The following is a 14080-nucleotide window of genomic DNA, read 5'->3' on the forward strand; positions in this document are numbered from 1 at the left end:
TGAGCGCGAGCGCTGCTCGCGGCGCGATGACGTCAATGCCGCTCAGAAGGTCGCTTCGGCGCCGATGCTCGGCAGGATGATGGGTCCGAGCGTCTCCGGCTCGCATCCGCGCAGGAGCGAGCACTCGTATTGCAGCGTCTCTTTTCCAGCGGTGGCGTTGAGCACCTCGACCGTGAGCGAGAGGGTCCGTCCTTCGCGGAGGATCCACCGCTTCTCGAGCCGCACGTCCAGCCGGAAGAACGCCGGCAGTCGCTCTGGCAGGCTCAGCCGGCGGACCACCTGGGCGATCCGCTCGCGCAGCTGCTCGCGGCGCCGGATGTCCTGCTCCGTGTCGGGGCGGTCGTCGTTGCCATCCGGGCGCTGCCCATCGACGCCGTCGTTGTCCCAGAGGTCGTAATCGACCGTCATGGGAATGCCGCTGTAGAACACCGCCCTGCCCCCGAGCTTCCAGCCGCGGCCCACGTCGACAGCGCCCGCCATGTTGAGCACATGGCGGCGGTCGAACGCCGAGTCGAAGCTCTCCCGGCCGACATGGCGGACGGAGCGGGAGAGGGTGTAGGACACGAACCCTCCGATGCGCTTCGACAGGCTGCGGTGCGCGTGGATCTCCAGCCCGTGGGCGCTGCCGTCGCCGCGCAGCTCGGCCCGCTGCGCGAGGCCAGCGTCGGTGCCGGGAGGCCGGTTGCCGAGGGCGTCGCTCAGGTCGAGGAAGCCGCTCCGGAACCCGGTGATCGTGGCCTTGATCTCCCCGGGGAGGCGGAGCTCGACGCCGGCGCTCGCCAAGAGCCCCGTCTGCACGCCGCCGCGCAGGCCGCCCACCTGCATGCCGGGCACCGCGCCGAGGAAGCTCGGCGGCTGGTGGGTCACGCCGAAGGCGCTCAGCAGGGCGACGCGCGGGGTCGCTTGCAGCCGCGTCGCGAGCCGCGGGTCCACCGTGGCCCTCGTCGCGCCGCCGGACGCGAAGAGGTCGCCGCGCAGGCCCGGGATCACCTCGAACCCGGGCGCGACGCGGACGACGACGTCGGCCCAGAGCCCCGCGGCGAGGTCCTCCCGGCTCGTGAAGAGGCGCGCGAGCGCCCTGTCGTTCCGGGTCGGGAAGTCGCCGTCGTTCTCGCGGATGTCGATGTCGAACCGCTCCAGCTGCGCGTCGGCGCCGGCGCGCGCCGTCAGCCGCTCGGAGACCGGCGCGGACAGCTCCACGCGCGCCCCGACGAGGCGGGCGCGCCCGGCCCGCTCCCCGTCCTGGTTCTCGCTCTCCTCGTGGCCGAGCGTGATCGCGTGCCGGAGGCGGCCGCCGCGCGCGAAGAACCTGTCGTAGCGGAGGTCGAGCCGGTGGAAGTCGCCGGCGAGCACCACGTCCTTGTCGCCGTCGTCCTCGATCTGGGCGAGGTAGTCGTGCGACCCGAAGGCGAAGAGGCCGACCCGGTCGTACGGCGAGGCGTCGTAGGTGACGCGCGCCTGGTAGTCCCAGTAGCCGAGCTCGATGCCGGGCGAGAAGAGCGCGAGCAGCGCGCCCGGGTACGCGTAGCGCCCGCCGACGAGCGCGGTGCCGCGGCCGTCGGCCCAGGGCGCCTCGACAAGGGCGCCGGCGTCGAAGAGCCGGAGGTTGGCCTCGCCGTGGAGCAGGCGCGACGGCTCCCGGGTCTCGCCGGCGATGACGCCGCCGGTGTAGCGCCCGAAGCGCGCCGGGAAGCCGCCGGGGTAGAGATCGACCCGCTCGACGAGCGCCGGGTGGATCACGCTGGGGCCGAGCGCCACGTGATAGAGCAGCGGGACGCGCACGCCGTCGATGAAGTAGCCGACGTTGCCCGGCGGCGCGCCGCGCACGAAGAAGTACGGCACGCCGGACGCGATGGGCGTCACGCCGGGCATCGCCTCGATCGCGCGGAAAGGATCGCCGAACGCGCCGGGCACCTGGCGAACCTCCTCGCGCGTCATCGACGTCGTCATCGGCGCCCCGCGTTCGCCCACCACCACCACGTCGATGGCCTGCGCGGCAGCCGGCGGCGAGGGCGGCACCGTCGCGACGCTCCCGCGGGGCGGCGCGGGCCCGGCGGGCGCGGCAGGAGGCGCGGCCGGCGCGGCAGGAGCCGCGGCCGGCGCCGCGGCGCGAGGATCGCGGAACCTCACGGGGAACAGGATGCGCGCGCCGATGGGCCGCCCGTCGCGCCGGGCGGGCTCGAACCGCCACGACGGCGCCGCGCGCGCGGCCGCGCTCGCGAACGGCTCCTCGCCCTCCACCTCGACCGCGCCCACGGTACCGTCCGCGTACACCGTGATGCGGGCGACCACGGTCGCGTCGCCGACGCCGCCGGGCGGGTAAGGCGGTTCGGTGGGGCCGAGCGGCGACGGCATCGTGACCCGGGCGCCCTGCGTGGCCGCCGCGGGCGCCGCAGGGGCCTGCTCCTGCGCGGGAACCGCCGTGGCCTCGCCGTCGGTGAAGGCGACGAGGGCGCCGGTCGCCGCGGCCACCGCGACGGCCGCGGAGCCGCGCGTCCTCCGGCGTCGCAGATCGCTGTGCTCCGGCTCCTCCATCGGCGCTCCGGAAACCATGGAGAGTCGCGGCGGCACGCTCAAGCAAAACGTACCGGCGCGCATTTCGGGCCGAGCGCTGCGCGCCTCGCCGAGGTCGCGCTGGACGACCGTGCCGTCCCTGCCGTAGATAGCTGGCAGCGTCGACGTGGGCTCGAACAGGAAGCGACAACAGAAGTCCTGGGGTTCGCGCGTGCTCGTCGCGCTCCTCGTGACCGGGCTCAGCGCGGTGGGGGTCAAGTGCGGCCTCGATCGCGTGCTCGAGGAGCTCGGCCTCGATCTCGGCGGCGACCGCCCCTCCAGGCCATCGCCGACGCCCGGCCGATCCGGCAGCGCCTCGCCGCCGAAGGGCGCTCCGCCGAAGGACGCGCCCTCCTCGCGCCCGCCCGCGCCGAGCCCGCATCTCGATCTCGGCGTCCCGGCCCGCGCGGGAGCGCGCGCCGCGCGGGCCGACGCGTCCGACGATCACCTGATGATCAAGCCCCAGTACGCCCTCTCCTACAACCGCTCCAGGAACGTGGCGAACTGGGTCGGCTGGCGGCTCGACGCCGCGTCGTTCGGGGACGCGCCCCGCCATCGTGGCAAATTCCTGGCCGACAGCGCGCTGCCGGACGGCTGGTACCGCGTGCAGCACGACGACTACACCGGCTCCGGCTTCGATCGAGGCCACATGGTCCGTTCCGAGGAGCGGACGCGGAACCCCGACGACAACAAGGCGACGTTCCTCCTCACGAACATCCTGCCGCAGCGGCACGAGCTCAACGCCGGTCCGTGGCTGAGGCTCGAGGAGGCGTGCCAGGAGCTCGCGCAGAAGGAGCGGCGGGCGCTGTTCCTGATCGCCGGCGGCCTCTTCGACGAGCGCGAGCGACCGGCCGCCACCATCGGCAAGGACGTCGCCGTGCCGGACGCGTTCTTCAAGGTCGCCGTGGTCCTCGAGCCGGGGCAGGGGCCCGGCGACGTCGGCCCGGCGACGCGGGTCATCGCGGTGGTGATGCCGAACGAGACGGGCATCCTCGATCAGGGCTGGGGGCAGTACCGGACGACGGTGGACGAGATCGAGCGGCGCGCGGGCTACGACCTCATGACCGCCCTCCCCGAGGCCGTGCAGCGGACGCTCGAGGCGCGCGTCGACGACGGGCCCGCCGGCGGCCGCTGAGCGGCGCGCTCAGGTCTCGACGACCTTCGTCACGAGGCCGAGCCACGCGCCCGACGGATGGCGGCCGACGACGTAGACATCGATCGCGACGCGCCCGACGCGGTAGACCCGGACGTCGGTCAGGTGGCGCTCCAGCAGGTCCACGAGCCGCCGGTACCGCCCCGCCTCGGCCAGCGCCGCGTCGCCGGCGTCCCCGGGCACGTCGATCACGGGCGCGAAGAGGTCGCCCGCCGTCGTGACCTCGACCGGCGTCGCCGCGCCGAGGCCCTCGGCCGCGAGCAGCGCGGCCGGCGAGGACGCGTCCCCGCGCGACCGGAACGGGCGCAGCTCGTGATCGGACTCGCTGGGGAACAGCAGGCCCTGCGCGGCCTCCGCGAGGGACGCGAGGAGCTCTTCGGGCGAGATGGATGAGGCCTGCATGCGGATCTCCGGGCGGCTGCTCGGCGAGGGCAAGCTCGCCGTGGGGTGATCATTCCACCGTGGAGCCAGCGGAGAATCCGCTTGCTCCCTGGGCTTTGGCGATGGTACCCGGACCCGCCCGCCCTGCGGATCCGATCCACCCTTCCGCTTTCCTTCGCCGCGTTGCATGCTCGGGCGAGACCCGAGCAAGGAACAAGGATTCAAGTGCCATGTCCAAGATGAAGCTCAAGCCCGGCGTGATCACTGGCTCCGCTCTTCAGGAGCTGTTCGAGTACATGAAGAGCGTCGAGTGTGCGCTGCCGGCCGTGAACGTGATCGGCTCGCACAGCACGACCGCCGCGCTCCAGGCGGCCCGGGAGGCCAAGTGCCCCATCATCATCCAGTTCTCGAACGGCGGCGCCCACTTCTTCGGCGGCAAGTTCCTGGACAACAAGGGTGAGAAGGCCGCCATCGCGGGCGCCGTCGCGGGCGCGCACTACGTGCGGAACCTGGCCGAGGCCTACGGCGTGCCGGTCATCCTGCACACCGATCACGCCGCGAAGAAGCTCCTGCCGTGGATCGACGGCTTGCTGGAGCACGGCAAGAAGTTCTTCGAGAAGAACGGAGAGCCCCTGTTCTCCTCTCACATGCTCGATCTGTCCGAGGAGCCGCTCCACGAGAACCTCGAGATCTGCCAGAAGTACCTGCGGCAGATGGCGGCGCTCAAGATGACGCTCGAGATCGAGCTCGGCGTCACGGGCGGCGAGGAGGACGGCGTCGACAACAGCGGCATCGACAACTCCAAGCTGTACACCCAGCCCGCGGAGGTGCTCGCCGCGTACGACGCGCTGAAGCCGATCGGCAACTTCACGATCGCCGCGTCGTTCGGCAACACGCACGGCGTCTACAAGCCGGGCAACGTGCAGCTCCGGCCGCCCATCCTGAAGAACTCCCAGGACGCGATCCAGAAGGAGCGCAAGACGGGCCCGAAGCCTGTCGACTTCGTGTTCCACGGCGGCTCCGGCTCGTCGCGCGAGGAGATCCGCGAGGCGGTGTCCTACGGCGTCATCAAGATGAACATCGACACGGACACGCAGTGGGCCTTCACGCAGCCCATCAAGAAGTACATGGACGACAAGGGCGCCTACCTGAAGTCGCAGCTCGGCAACCCCGAGGGCGAGGACAAGCCCAACAAGAAGTACATCGACCCGCGCGGCTGGCTCCACCTCGGCGAGAAGGGCGTGGCGGCGCGCCTCGTCGACGCGTGCAAGGACCTGAACTCGTTCGACAAGTTCGAGTTCTGATCCGCGGCGAAAGCGAAGGCCCCGCTCACGCGGGGCCGGAGCGACGCCTGTCCCACCGCGCCGCGGCGACACCGCGGTGCGTCGATCGACCCGCAAGCGGCTGGCTGCTCACGAGGGCGACGGGTGCGCCGTGCTCAGCGAGCGCACCGGCGCCGTCACCGCAGGGCGGCGGCGAGGCAGCCGGGAGAGCGGCAGGCCGAAGAGGCCGAGCGCGGTGAGCTCGATCCCCAGCACGGGCAGGAAAGCGAAGCCCGAACCCCCGGTGGCAAGGAACTGCGCGAGGGCGATCGGGGCCGCGATCGACAGGAGCGCTGTCGGGTACGTGACGCCGTGAAGCAACGCGAGCAGCACGCCGACGATCCCCACCGTGAGGCAGCCGTCGACGCTGGGGGTCATGTCCAGCGCGCCCGGCGTGCGCAGCGCGGCGCGGATCCACAGCAGGGAGCCAGTCGCCAGGAGGACCATCGCGATCGGCAGGTTGGCCGAGGAGCGGGTCGCCATCTTCGGTATCTGGAAAGCCATGGTTCCGGCCATGACAGCACGCGATGTGCCATCACGGCTCCCGGGCGGCCGCGGGCGGCCGGCGCGTTGCGTGATGCAGGGAGTGCGGGGCGGCGCACGCCTTGCGCGCCACGAGCCCCCGGTCCCATCAGGGCGAGGGCGGGCCGGGCTCCTCGCCGGCGCCGGGCTCGCCCGCGTCAGCGCGCTCGTGCGTTCGTGGTGGACGCGCCGGCTCGAGGGGCGCGAGCCGGATGCCCAGGTTCAGGAGCTTCACACAGTCCTGCTCGCACGTGGGCCGCCCGCCGGGGAGAAGCGAGCAGTGTGCGACCTCGACGGACTCCTCGGAGCGGCCGTCGACGACGAGTCGGCACCGCACGGGAGCCCCGGTCCGTGGACAGACCAGGGTGGTCTCCGAGGTGTGGTAATGCCGCCGGGCGAGCAGGCTTCTCGTCCCGACGATCAACGCTGCGACGCCTCCAGCAGCCGCCAGCAGCACGACGAGCCAGTCTGCCATCGCGACCCCCTGTGAAGAGCGCTGCGGCGTCCACCGCAGCAGGTACGACGCAGCAAGGGGTGCGCCATGCGCTGCGCCGAGGCGTGGGCCCGGCCGGCGCGGCAGGGCCCGTCCCTCATGCATCGTAAATGCATTCCGCGCGCCTCTCGGCGCAGGGCGTGCGCCCCGGAGCCCGGGGCGAGGAGCAGCAGCCCGCCCCGCCGCCGAGCGACGACGTGAGGAGCCATGAAGGAGCATGGGAATCGACGGCAACAGGCGCGAGCCGGGTGCGGTCCTGGCGGCTCGCCATGGCGGCGCCGCGGGTCGACATCTTCCGGCTCGATGATTGCAAACCTCCTTTCATCGGCGGATGCCGCGGGAGGAGGGCGCCATGGCCTGTCATCTGGAGGAATCGGACAAGCTGGTGTGGATCGAGGTCGAGGGGGGAGGCACCGAACCACGGAGGGTGCGCTGCCCGCGGCGGGCGGCGACGGTGGACGCGCGGGAGTGCTTCGCTTGCCCGCGCTACGCGACGCTCGCGATCCATCCGAGCGGGAAGAAGGTCTACCTCGTCTGCGAGCCGTTCGACGAGGAGCCGGTCGAGCCCTCGTAGCGGCGCGCGAGCCCGGGAGCGCCCCTCACGACCTCCCGTCCCCGATGGCTGCGCTCACGCGCGGCGCGGGCGCCTCAGATCGCGCAGCTTCTCCAGCTCGAAGAACCCCGCGAACGCCACGCCGAGAAGCGGGTACGGGAACAGGATCGCCATCGTGAGCAGCACGCCGAGGTGGAAGAGCCAGGCGGCGCCGCAGAAGACGACCGCGACGCGCCGGCTGAACAGGGCGAGCGGCGCGCCGAGCTCCATCGCCAGGCTGGCGAGCGCGAGGGGCGGGAACAGGAACGGGTAGCGGACGAGCGCGCCGCCGAGCGGCGAGTGCGTGTCGCCGAGCGCGATCTTCCGGACGTTGTCGTAAGCGATGTAGTTGCGGAGGATGTCGCTCGTCGCCCAGTCGAGGCCGCTGTTCCGGAGCTTCGTGACCCCGGCGATGAAATACGACATCACCGTGATCGCGCAGAATAGCCGGATCGGCCAGCCATAGCGGCCGTCCGGCGCCGGCGCGGGGGCACGCTCCGACGACGCGCGCGCCGCGCGCGCGTCGAGCGAGTGCGCGTCCGCCGCGGCCCCGAGGCCGAGCGCGATGACGTGGAGCGCGAGGAGGTTCTCGGTGTGGAACACCATGCCCCAGGAGCTCCGGTAGCTCAGCACCCAGAGCAGGAGCGCGCCGAAGACGGGCCCGGCGACGCGGAACCGGTAGCCCGCCACGAACGCCGCGCCGGCGGCGATCGCCGCGCCAAGGAGGCTCTGTACCGCCCAGAGGGGGAGCGGCGCGGACAGCACCGAGACCACGCCGACGGGCCTGAAGCTCTCCGCGGGCAGGTGGCTCACCCGCTGGAAGTGCACAGCGCGGACGCAGAGGTACACGAGGGCGAAGCCGCCGACCAGGAGCCGCAAGAGCGCGAGCCGCTCGGCGGGCGCCTCCGCGAAGAAGGCGCGGTCGAACCGCGCAAGGAGCCGCCTCATCGCGCGCCCACCTTGCACGTCGCGTGGAGCTTGGCGTCGATCGGGGCCTCCTGCCCCTCGAAGAACGCGACGGCATCGAAGGTGTCGGTCCGGATCTCGACCGCGACGACATCCGCGTAGCCGTCCTGCGCCGCGACGCGCGACGCGATGCCGCGGCAGAGCGCGCGGGCCGCGCGGGCGCCCTGGCGGATGCTCTGCGCCAGCGTGGCCTTGGCCTGCAGCACCTCCTCGCTGCCCACGAGGCGCGGCGGGATCGGCCGCCGCCCGCCCCGGGAGTCCACGCCGACGGCGCGCTCCACGGCGGTCCGCGCGTCGTGGCGGCCCCACGAGAACATCGGGTAGGTCGACAGCGGAAAGCTGTCGACCGGAGGGCGGCGGAACAGCGGGGCGAGCATGAGGAGCAGGAACGCGGCGGTCACGCCGTACGCGTATGCCCGGCGCTCGCCGAAGCGAGCGGCCCCGCGCGGGTTCGATCCACCGCCGGCCCCGGCGCTCACGGCGCCGCCCTGCGGGCTCGGTCCACCGCCGGCGCCAGCGCTCACGACGGCCTCTCCCTCGCCGCCCGCGCTCACAGAGGCCCCGCCGCCGGCGCGCTCCGCCCTGGCACGAGCCCGAGCATCCGGCCCCCGTGGCCGAGCGCGGCCCAGGCGTGCTGCACGTAATCGATGCGGATCCGGGGAGACGCCATGCTCTCGCTGAAGCCCCCCTCGATGATCACGTCGCGGCTGCACGCGAAGCAGGTCGCGGGCGACCACTGCTGCCGCACGAGGAACCCGAGCACCCGCCGCATCAGCGCCTGGTCGGGCGCGAGGTCCTCCCCGCGCGCCTCCTTGACCGCCATCGCCGCGGCCAGCGCCTCGCCGAACCCCGCCGTCGCCGTGTTGTGCGGCGGCAGCACGTTGCCGAACCCGTACCCGCCCACGAGATCGGGCGTCACCTTGCTGTCCTCGTCGAGCACGAGCCGCGACTTGAACGCCACGTAGTCGAGGCAGAACCGCTCGTAGTCGTCGCGGCGGTGGTGACCGAGCGCCGCGCGCGCCGCGAGGCAGTGCCAGTTCTCCTCCATGTACACGAAATCACTGGCGAAATGGTCCCAGTAGCGGTTCGCGTAGTAGTCCATGGCGCGATCGACGGCGGCGCGCACGGCGGTCGCGGGCGGGTACTCGGGGCTCGGCTCGCGGGCGGCGAGCGCCTCGAGCAGCGTCAGCGCGAGCACCGACTGGCCTCCCTCGTAGAGCTGCGTCGGGCCGAGGACGGGCGCGACGCGCGCGAGGTCGAGCTGCGGCGCGAAGCCGCCGTCGTCCCGCTGCGTGGCGAGCACCATGCGGGCGAGCCGCCCGATGAGCGCGTCGTGCGTTCCGTGCGCGTCGCGGCACGAGAGGAACGTGACAAGGCTCAGCGCCGTGGGGTTGAGGCCCGCGATCGTCCCGGGGCTGTCCTTGGGGTAGAAGAGCGCGCCGACGGAGTCGGCTTCGCCGGCCCTGCGCTCGAGCTTCGCGAGCAGCCCGAGCGAGCGCTGCACCACCTTCGCGAGCTCCGGCGACGCAGGCACGCCCTCGGCGCCGACCCCGAGCTCGCACAGGGCGAGCGTCGTGCCCGCCTGCCGCGCGATCGAGAACCCGTCGAACGAGGCGCGCCCGGTGAAGGGGTCGACGATGTAGCGGAACATGCCGTCCTTCCGCTGCGCCCCGAGGATGTAGCGCTGGGCCGCGGCCGCCGCCTGCTGCGCGGTCGCCTCGGTGAGCGGGACCGACGGCTCTCCGATCCGCGACAGGAGGTGGAGCGCGCCGTCGGCGTCGACGGCGTAGCTGAGCGTCTCGATCCGCACGAGGCCGTCCCGCAGCGCGGCGCCGCCGGCGGTGGGGCCGCCGGGCGGCTCGGGCTCGCCGAGGGCGCGGCGCAGGACCGCGAGATCCACGCCGAAGCGGAAGTCGGGGACGCCGGCCAGCGGCGCGTTCGTGTTGAACGCGTCGAGCGCGAGGAGCTGCCACGGCATGAGGCACCGCTCCGCGAGGCAGAGGCCGTCGAGCCCGGGGCGCAGCGACAGCCCGTCGAGGCCCGGGCCGGGGGAGGCGAGCGGCTGCGTGGCCGAGACGACGTCGATCTTGAGCGGGCCGCGCAGGGCCTCGGCGAGCGCGCCGCGCAGCGCCGCCGCGGCGTCCTCGCCCGGCGCGGGCTGGAGGCAGCGGGTCGCGACGGCGGCGCGTTCGGGGTCGCGGCCGCCGGTGAGGTGGGTGACGACGAGGGTGGGGCGGTCGGGCTCCGGGGGCGCGGCGCACGCGGCCGGCGCCGTGGTCATGAGCGAGGGCGCCTTGGCCGGCGGCGGCGGGAGCGCGTCGAAGGAAGCGAGCGCCTCGCGCAGCGCCGCCCCGGTGCGCGACGGCGCGCCGCCCGGCACGGGCACGACGTCGGCCTTGGCGACGCGGTGGCGGAAGAGCAGCGAGAGGGCGGCCAGGACGACCAGCGCGGCGAGCGCGGCGAGCGCGCGCGAGGGCCGGCGCTTCGCGCGGAGCAGGCGGAGGCCGCCGGTCGAGGCGACGCCCCAGCACGCGAGCGGCAGCGTGAGGAGCGCGACGACCGCCCAGACCGCGAGCAGCGCCGCCGCGATGCCGGTGCCGAGGCCGCGGTTCAGCGAGGCGACGTAGACGGCGGAGGAGAGCAGCCCGAAGCTCAGGAAGGTGAGGTAGCCGAGCGAGCAGAACGACGTCGCGCGGAAGGCACGCGGCGCGAGCGGGTGGGGGAGGAGCGAGAGGACGGCGGTCGCGGCGTGGAGCAGCGCGAGCGCGGCGGTGACCACGGCGAAGAGCGTCCACGGCCGGAAGGGGAGGGAGAGCGCGGCCCAGGCGAAGACGGGGGCGTGCAGGGCGCTGAGCAGCCCGACGGCCCAGCGGCGCCCGGGCGGGCGCCGGGAGGCGGCGCCGCGGCTGGCGAGCGTGGGGGATTCGGCCGGGGGGGTGCTGTCCTGGAGCGGCCCCGAGGGCGGGGGGGGATCGGTGTCGGGCGCCTGCATGGTGCGGCGACGCTTAACACGGCGCCTGGCGCGCACGATCGCCGCCGTCGCCTGACCGCAGTTCGGGGGGCGAGCGGTCTCAAGGCGCTCGACACCGGCGCCGTTGGCCTGGAGCGGCGGAGGCGCGACACAACTGTGTCCGACTCAATTGTTGACGCAGCTGATGAGGTCGCCGGCGTCCGCGCAGATCGCGGACATCTCTGTTCCTCCGTTCCTGCAGGAGAACCAGGCGACGTTGGCGAGGTGGTGGAGGCCGAACGCCCTGCCCGTGCCGGCGTCGATGATCGGCGACCCGCTCGATCCGCCTTCGCTGTCGCACGAGTAGCCGATCTGCGATCCAGAGAGCGTGCCGGAGTAGGTCTGATCGATCGCGTCGATCTGGCAGCGGAGGGTATGCGCGTCATCCCTCCAGAAGCCGATCTCTTTCGGGCGCCCGCCCGGGTGCTGGATGAAGTTGATGAGGTTGCCGACGCTGGGGGCCTTCGTCGTCGGGGTGAGCACGCCCCAGGTCGTCTGGGGGTCGCCCGATAGCTGGATCAGCGTGTAATCGAGGCCACCTCTGGAACGGGTGCGGGTCCGGCTGTTCGTCTTGAGGAGGGTGCTGCCACCGAAGCGCTGATCGGTTGCCATGGTCGAGCGAAGGCAGTCCATATACTGGTAACCGAAGCGGGCCTCGAGGCTGGTCGCCTCTGTCTGGGTGCTGATGCAATGGTTGTTGGTGATGAGCGTGTTGCGGTTTTTCCCGGCGATCAGCCAACCCGTGCACAGGTACATGCCCCCGTCTCTCACGAAGCTCAGCCGCGCCACAGGTCTTTGCTGGGCGTTGAGATCGTGGCACGCGATGGCTTCGCGACCCTCCGTGGCACACACGACATCCGGCGTGCCTCCGCCGGGCCTCCTCTCGAGGGAGACGCTGTGCGGCGTCGCCTCGCCCGATGTCACAGGAACCGGGGCGATCGCGAGCGTCCCGTGGCCGATGTCCGCGATCGAGAACCCGTGGCCACCGCCGGTGCTGCTATGCAGCTCGACGATCGCCGTCTCGCCGTCGATGGCGAACGCCCAGACGTCGCCGTCCCCGTTCGGGCCGCGATCCTCGTACCGGAACGACTGCGCGCCGTCGGGGCTCGAGACGGTGACATAATCACCCTTCGCGAGAGAGAAGTCGTTGAAGTGCACGCGCACGAACGTGGCGCCCGGCGAGGTGATCGCCTGCTTCCAGCCACCCGCGTACGGGTGGGACGTCTCGGCCGCATACGCGATGACGTCACCCGCCCGGAGCGGCTCGGGCGCCGTCTCGAACCCGTCAGCGTCGTCGGTTCCGCCTGCGCCGGGAGCGTCCACGTTCCCAGCACACCCCGTGAGAGCGAGGAGCGACCCAGCGACCAGCATCATTCTGTTCATTACAACCCCCCTTCGTCCCGGCTCGCCGCGTGGAAGCGGCGCAAGCGGGCGAACCGCATAGGATAAGAGAGGATGGCGAGCCTGGCAAACACGCCTGCCCGCCGAGCGCCGGGGGTGTCAAGGTGCGGCTGTGGTGCTACGCCTCGAAGATCTCGCGCACGCGGCCGAGCTCCGCCGGCTCCACGAGCACTTCGAGCCTGTCGCCGGCCTCGAGGATCGTATGGCCTCGGGGCAAGTGCGTCGCCACGGGCATCGTCAGCGCCACGAACGCGATGATGACGATGGCCCGGGTCGTGACGGCTGGGTCGTAGAAATGGAGGGCGGAGGCCGAGATGATGCACGTCATCCCGAACACCGAGGCCTTCGATGTCACCTGGAGGCGCGTGAACAGGTCCGGCATGCGCAGTGATGCCTTCGAAGAAAGTTTCCGAGTCTCGCTAGCTGGCCACCCGCCGCGGGATGGTAGCCGGGGGGCCGATACGCCCCCCGGAGGCCCGGACGGACGAGCTCCGCGGAGGGTTACTCCTGCTCGATGAGGCCGCAGCCGATGCGGCCGCCCGCGTCGGGGTCTGCCGCGGCGTGCACGACGATCGCGTACTTCGTCACGTCGGTGTCCGCGTCGTCGCCGACGGTCCAGACGTCGGTCTCGCGCTTGACCGTGTGCGTGCCCTTGCCGCTGGCATCGCACGTGAAGCTGCCGAGTCCTTCGCCGTTGGGCACCCAGTGGGCGCCCGCATCATTACCGTTGCTGCCGCAGCTCTTGTTCTCGTGGATGTGAGCGGAGTGCTCGCCTTCAGGGCAGCCTGACAGCGTGATGGTGAGCGTCACCTCCTCTCCGGTCTGCGCGAAAGCCGCGGTCCCGGTCAGGCCGCTCGAGTTCAGCCCCTGGATCTCCGCCTCGGCCCGCAGGGACGCGCCGCCGCCGTTTCCGCCGTCACCGCCGCCGTTTCCGCCGTTTCCGCCGTCACCGCCGCCGTTTCCGCCGTCACCGCCGCCGCTCCCCGACGCGGATGTGCTCGTCGAGGCGTCGCCCCCGCCCGAGCCGGCCGTGGACGACGTGCTGCTGGTGCCAGCGGGCGATTCCCCGTCATCCCCGCACGCGGCCAAGAGAGTGCTGGCCCCAAGGGCGAGCAACGAGAGCTTCAACCACCGTGACATAAGTCTCCTTTTCTCGGCGTGACCCGAACAGGCAGGCAGTTGCCCCCCGGACGCGATCAAGCCATCGAGGGCACGAGTATGTCCAAACACGGCGAGCGTCCAAGCAGTTCCGTCACAAAAATCATGCATCGGTCGCCTATCCGGCGACGAAATTCCGTTGATCGTAGAAAGATGTGGCCCCGCTGCCCTGCTTCGGCGCTCCGGCGCGCGCGGTGGGGGCTATCCAGCCCTGAGCGCTCGCGTGGAGGAGGCTGTCCTGGCAGCGAGACGATCGTAGTCTCGACCGAGCCAAGCGAGAAAGTCCTGGTTCCAGGGAGGGCCGTCTGGCCAGCCTGCACGGATGCGATCGGCGAGCTCGAGATCCCAGCTCCCGAGGCCCTCGCGGATCTCGTCCGCCTGCGTGAGATGGTTCTCGAGGAGCGCCTCCTCAAGCCCGATACCATCTGGGTTCCAGGCGCGGATGCCCTCGCGGATGAGCGAGAGGCGCGCGTCCCAGGGGCCCTTGCGGTTCCAGAGATTGAGCGTGAGGATACGGAGCCGGTTCATC

Annotated in this window: 14 protein-coding genes; 3 read left to right on the forward strand and 11 right to left on the reverse strand. The window is 72.2% G+C overall.

Features of this window, described 5'->3' with window-relative positions; all coding sequences use genetic code 11:
• Positions 1-42: 42 nt before the first annotated feature.
• The gene (locus tag WME97_RS10360) at positions 43-2535 is read right to left on the reverse strand and encodes a TonB-dependent receptor plug domain-containing protein (protein WP_437551617.1); all 2493 of its coding nucleotides are present in this window, start codon (positions 2533-2535) and stop codon (positions 43-45) included.
• A gap of 145 nt (positions 2536-2680) precedes the next feature.
• On the opposite strand from WME97_RS10360, the gene WME97_RS10365 reads away from it, so the two are divergent.
• Positions 2681-3688, forward strand: a complete 1008-nt coding sequence (locus WME97_RS10365; RefSeq protein WP_437551619.1) for a DNA/RNA non-specific endonuclease — start codon at positions 2681-2683, stop codon at positions 3686-3688.
• A 9-nt stretch (positions 3689-3697) separates the two neighbouring features.
• On the opposite strand, the gene WME97_RS10370 is transcribed toward WME97_RS10365, so the two are convergent.
• Positions 3698-4108 (reverse strand): nuclease A inhibitor family protein, encoded by a 411-nt coding sequence (locus WME97_RS10370; RefSeq protein ID WP_437551621.1) that lies wholly within the window; start codon positions 4106-4108, stop codon positions 3698-3700.
• Between the two features lie 209 nt (positions 4109-4317).
• On the opposite strand from WME97_RS10370, the gene fbaA reads away from it, so the two are divergent.
• The gene (gene fbaA / locus WME97_RS10375) at positions 4318-5391 is read left to right on the forward strand and encodes a class II fructose-bisphosphate aldolase (protein ID WP_437551623.1); all 1074 of its coding nucleotides are present in this window, start codon (positions 4318-4320) and stop codon (positions 5389-5391) included.
• Between the two features lie 108 nt (positions 5392-5499).
• Here fbaA and WME97_RS10380 read toward each other — a convergent pair whose 3' ends face one another.
• Both WME97_RS10380 and WME97_RS10385 read right to left on the reverse strand, forming a co-directional pair.
• Positions 5500-5913 carry a hypothetical protein gene (locus WME97_RS10380; protein ID WP_437551625.1) on the reverse strand — a complete coding sequence of 138 codons (414 nt, stop codon included), beginning with the start codon at positions 5911-5913 and terminating at the stop codon, positions 5500-5502.
• Between the two features lie 127 nt (positions 5914-6040).
• Entirely contained in the window at positions 6041-6406 is a 366-nt protein-coding gene (locus WME97_RS10385) for a hypothetical protein (RefSeq protein ID WP_437551627.1), read from the reverse strand.
• Positions 6407-6776: 370 nt separating this feature from the next.
• On the opposite strand from WME97_RS10385, the gene WME97_RS10390 reads away from it, so the two are divergent.
• Complete coding sequence (locus WME97_RS10390) at positions 6777-6998, forward strand: hypothetical protein (RefSeq protein WP_437551629.1); 222 nt, start codon at positions 6777-6779, stop codon at positions 6996-6998.
• Positions 6999-7052: 54 nt separating this feature from the next.
• On the opposite strand, the gene WME97_RS10395 is transcribed toward WME97_RS10390, so the two are convergent.
• From WME97_RS10395 to WME97_RS10425, 7 genes are all read right to left on the reverse strand, one after another.
• On the reverse strand, positions 7053-7964 hold the full coding sequence (locus WME97_RS10395) for an HTTM domain-containing protein (RefSeq protein ID WP_437551631.1): 912 nt from the start codon (positions 7962-7964) through the stop codon (positions 7053-7055).
• Complete coding sequence (locus tag WME97_RS10400) at positions 7961-8506, reverse strand: hypothetical protein (RefSeq protein ID WP_437551633.1); 546 nt, start codon at positions 8504-8506, stop codon at positions 7961-7963. Before WME97_RS10400 ends, WME97_RS10395 begins: the two co-directional genes overlap by 4 nt.
• A 26-nt stretch (positions 8507-8532) precedes the next feature.
• The gene (locus WME97_RS10405; RefSeq protein ID WP_437551635.1) at positions 8533-10974 is read right to left on the reverse strand and encodes a hypothetical protein; all 2442 of its coding nucleotides are present in this window, start codon (positions 10972-10974) and stop codon (positions 8533-8535) included.
• A 144-nt stretch (positions 10975-11118) separates the two neighbouring features.
• A complete protein-coding gene (locus tag WME97_RS10410; RefSeq protein WP_437551636.1) occupies positions 11119-12375 on the reverse strand; it encodes a trypsin-like serine peptidase in 1257 nt (418 codons plus the stop codon).
• Positions 12376-12511: 136 nt separating this feature from the next.
• Entirely contained in the window at positions 12512-12775 is a 264-nt protein-coding gene (locus tag WME97_RS10415; protein WP_437551638.1) for a monovalent cation/H(+) antiporter subunit G, read from the reverse strand.
• A gap of 119 nt (positions 12776-12894) precedes the next feature.
• The gene (locus WME97_RS10420) at positions 12895-13533 is read right to left on the reverse strand and encodes a superoxide dismutase family protein (protein ID WP_437551639.1); all 639 of its coding nucleotides are present in this window, start codon (positions 13531-13533) and stop codon (positions 12895-12897) included.
• Positions 13534-13752: 219 nt separating this feature from the next.
• Entirely contained in the window at positions 13753-14079 is a 327-nt protein-coding gene (locus tag WME97_RS10425; RefSeq protein ID WP_437551641.1) for a hypothetical protein, read from the reverse strand.
• Position 14080 lies beyond the last annotated feature (1 nt).

Origin of the sequence: Sorangium sp. So ce367 (assembly GCF_051520455.1) — a bacterium.
Lineage (GTDB): Bacteria > Myxococcota_A > Polyangia > Polyangiales > Polyangiaceae > Sorangium > Sorangium cellulosum_B.

Bases quoted from the DNA above. Each gene is read 5' to 3' on its own strand.
- WME97_RS10410 (WP_437551636.1), bottom strand. From the start codon at position 12,375: ATGAACAGAATGATGCTGGTCGCTGGGTCGCTCCTCGCTCTCACGGGG.
- WME97_RS10370 (WP_437551621.1), bottom strand. From the start codon at position 4,108: ATGCAGGCCTCATCCATCTCGCCCGAAGAGCTCCTCGCGTCCCTCGCG.
- WME97_RS10420 (WP_437551639.1), bottom strand. From the start codon at position 13,533: ATGTCACGGTGGTTGAAGCTCTCGTTGCTCGCCCTTGGGGCCAGCACT.
- WME97_RS10405 (WP_437551635.1), bottom strand. From the start codon at position 10,974: ATGCAGGCGCCCGACACCGATCCCCCCCCGCCCTCGGGGCCGCTCCAG.
- fbaA (WP_437551623.1), top strand. From the start codon at position 4,318: ATGTCCAAGATGAAGCTCAAGCCCGGCGTGATCACTGGCTCCGCTCTT.
- WME97_RS10395 (WP_437551631.1), bottom strand. From the start codon at position 7,964: ATGAGGCGGCTCCTTGCGCGGTTCGACCGCGCCTTCTTCGCGGAGGCG.
- WME97_RS10380 (WP_437551625.1), bottom strand. From the start codon at position 5,913: ATGGCTTTCCAGATACCGAAGATGGCGACCCGCTCCTCGGCCAACCTG.
- WME97_RS10425 (WP_437551641.1), bottom strand. From the start codon at position 14,079: ATGAACCGGCTCCGTATCCTCACGCTCAATCTCTGGAACCGCAAGGGC.
- WME97_RS10385 (WP_437551627.1), bottom strand. From the start codon at position 6,406: ATGGCAGACTGGCTCGTCGTGCTGCTGGCGGCTGCTGGAGGCGTCGCA.
- WME97_RS10390 (WP_437551629.1), top strand. From the start codon at position 6,777: ATGGCCTGTCATCTGGAGGAATCGGACAAGCTGGTGTGGATCGAGGTC.
- WME97_RS10360 (WP_437551617.1), bottom strand. From the start codon at position 2,535: ATGGAGGAGCCGGAGCACAGCGATCTGCGACGCCGGAGGACGCGCGGC.
- WME97_RS10415 (WP_437551638.1), bottom strand. From the start codon at position 12,775: ATGCCGGACCTGTTCACGCGCCTCCAGGTGACATCGAAGGCCTCGGTG.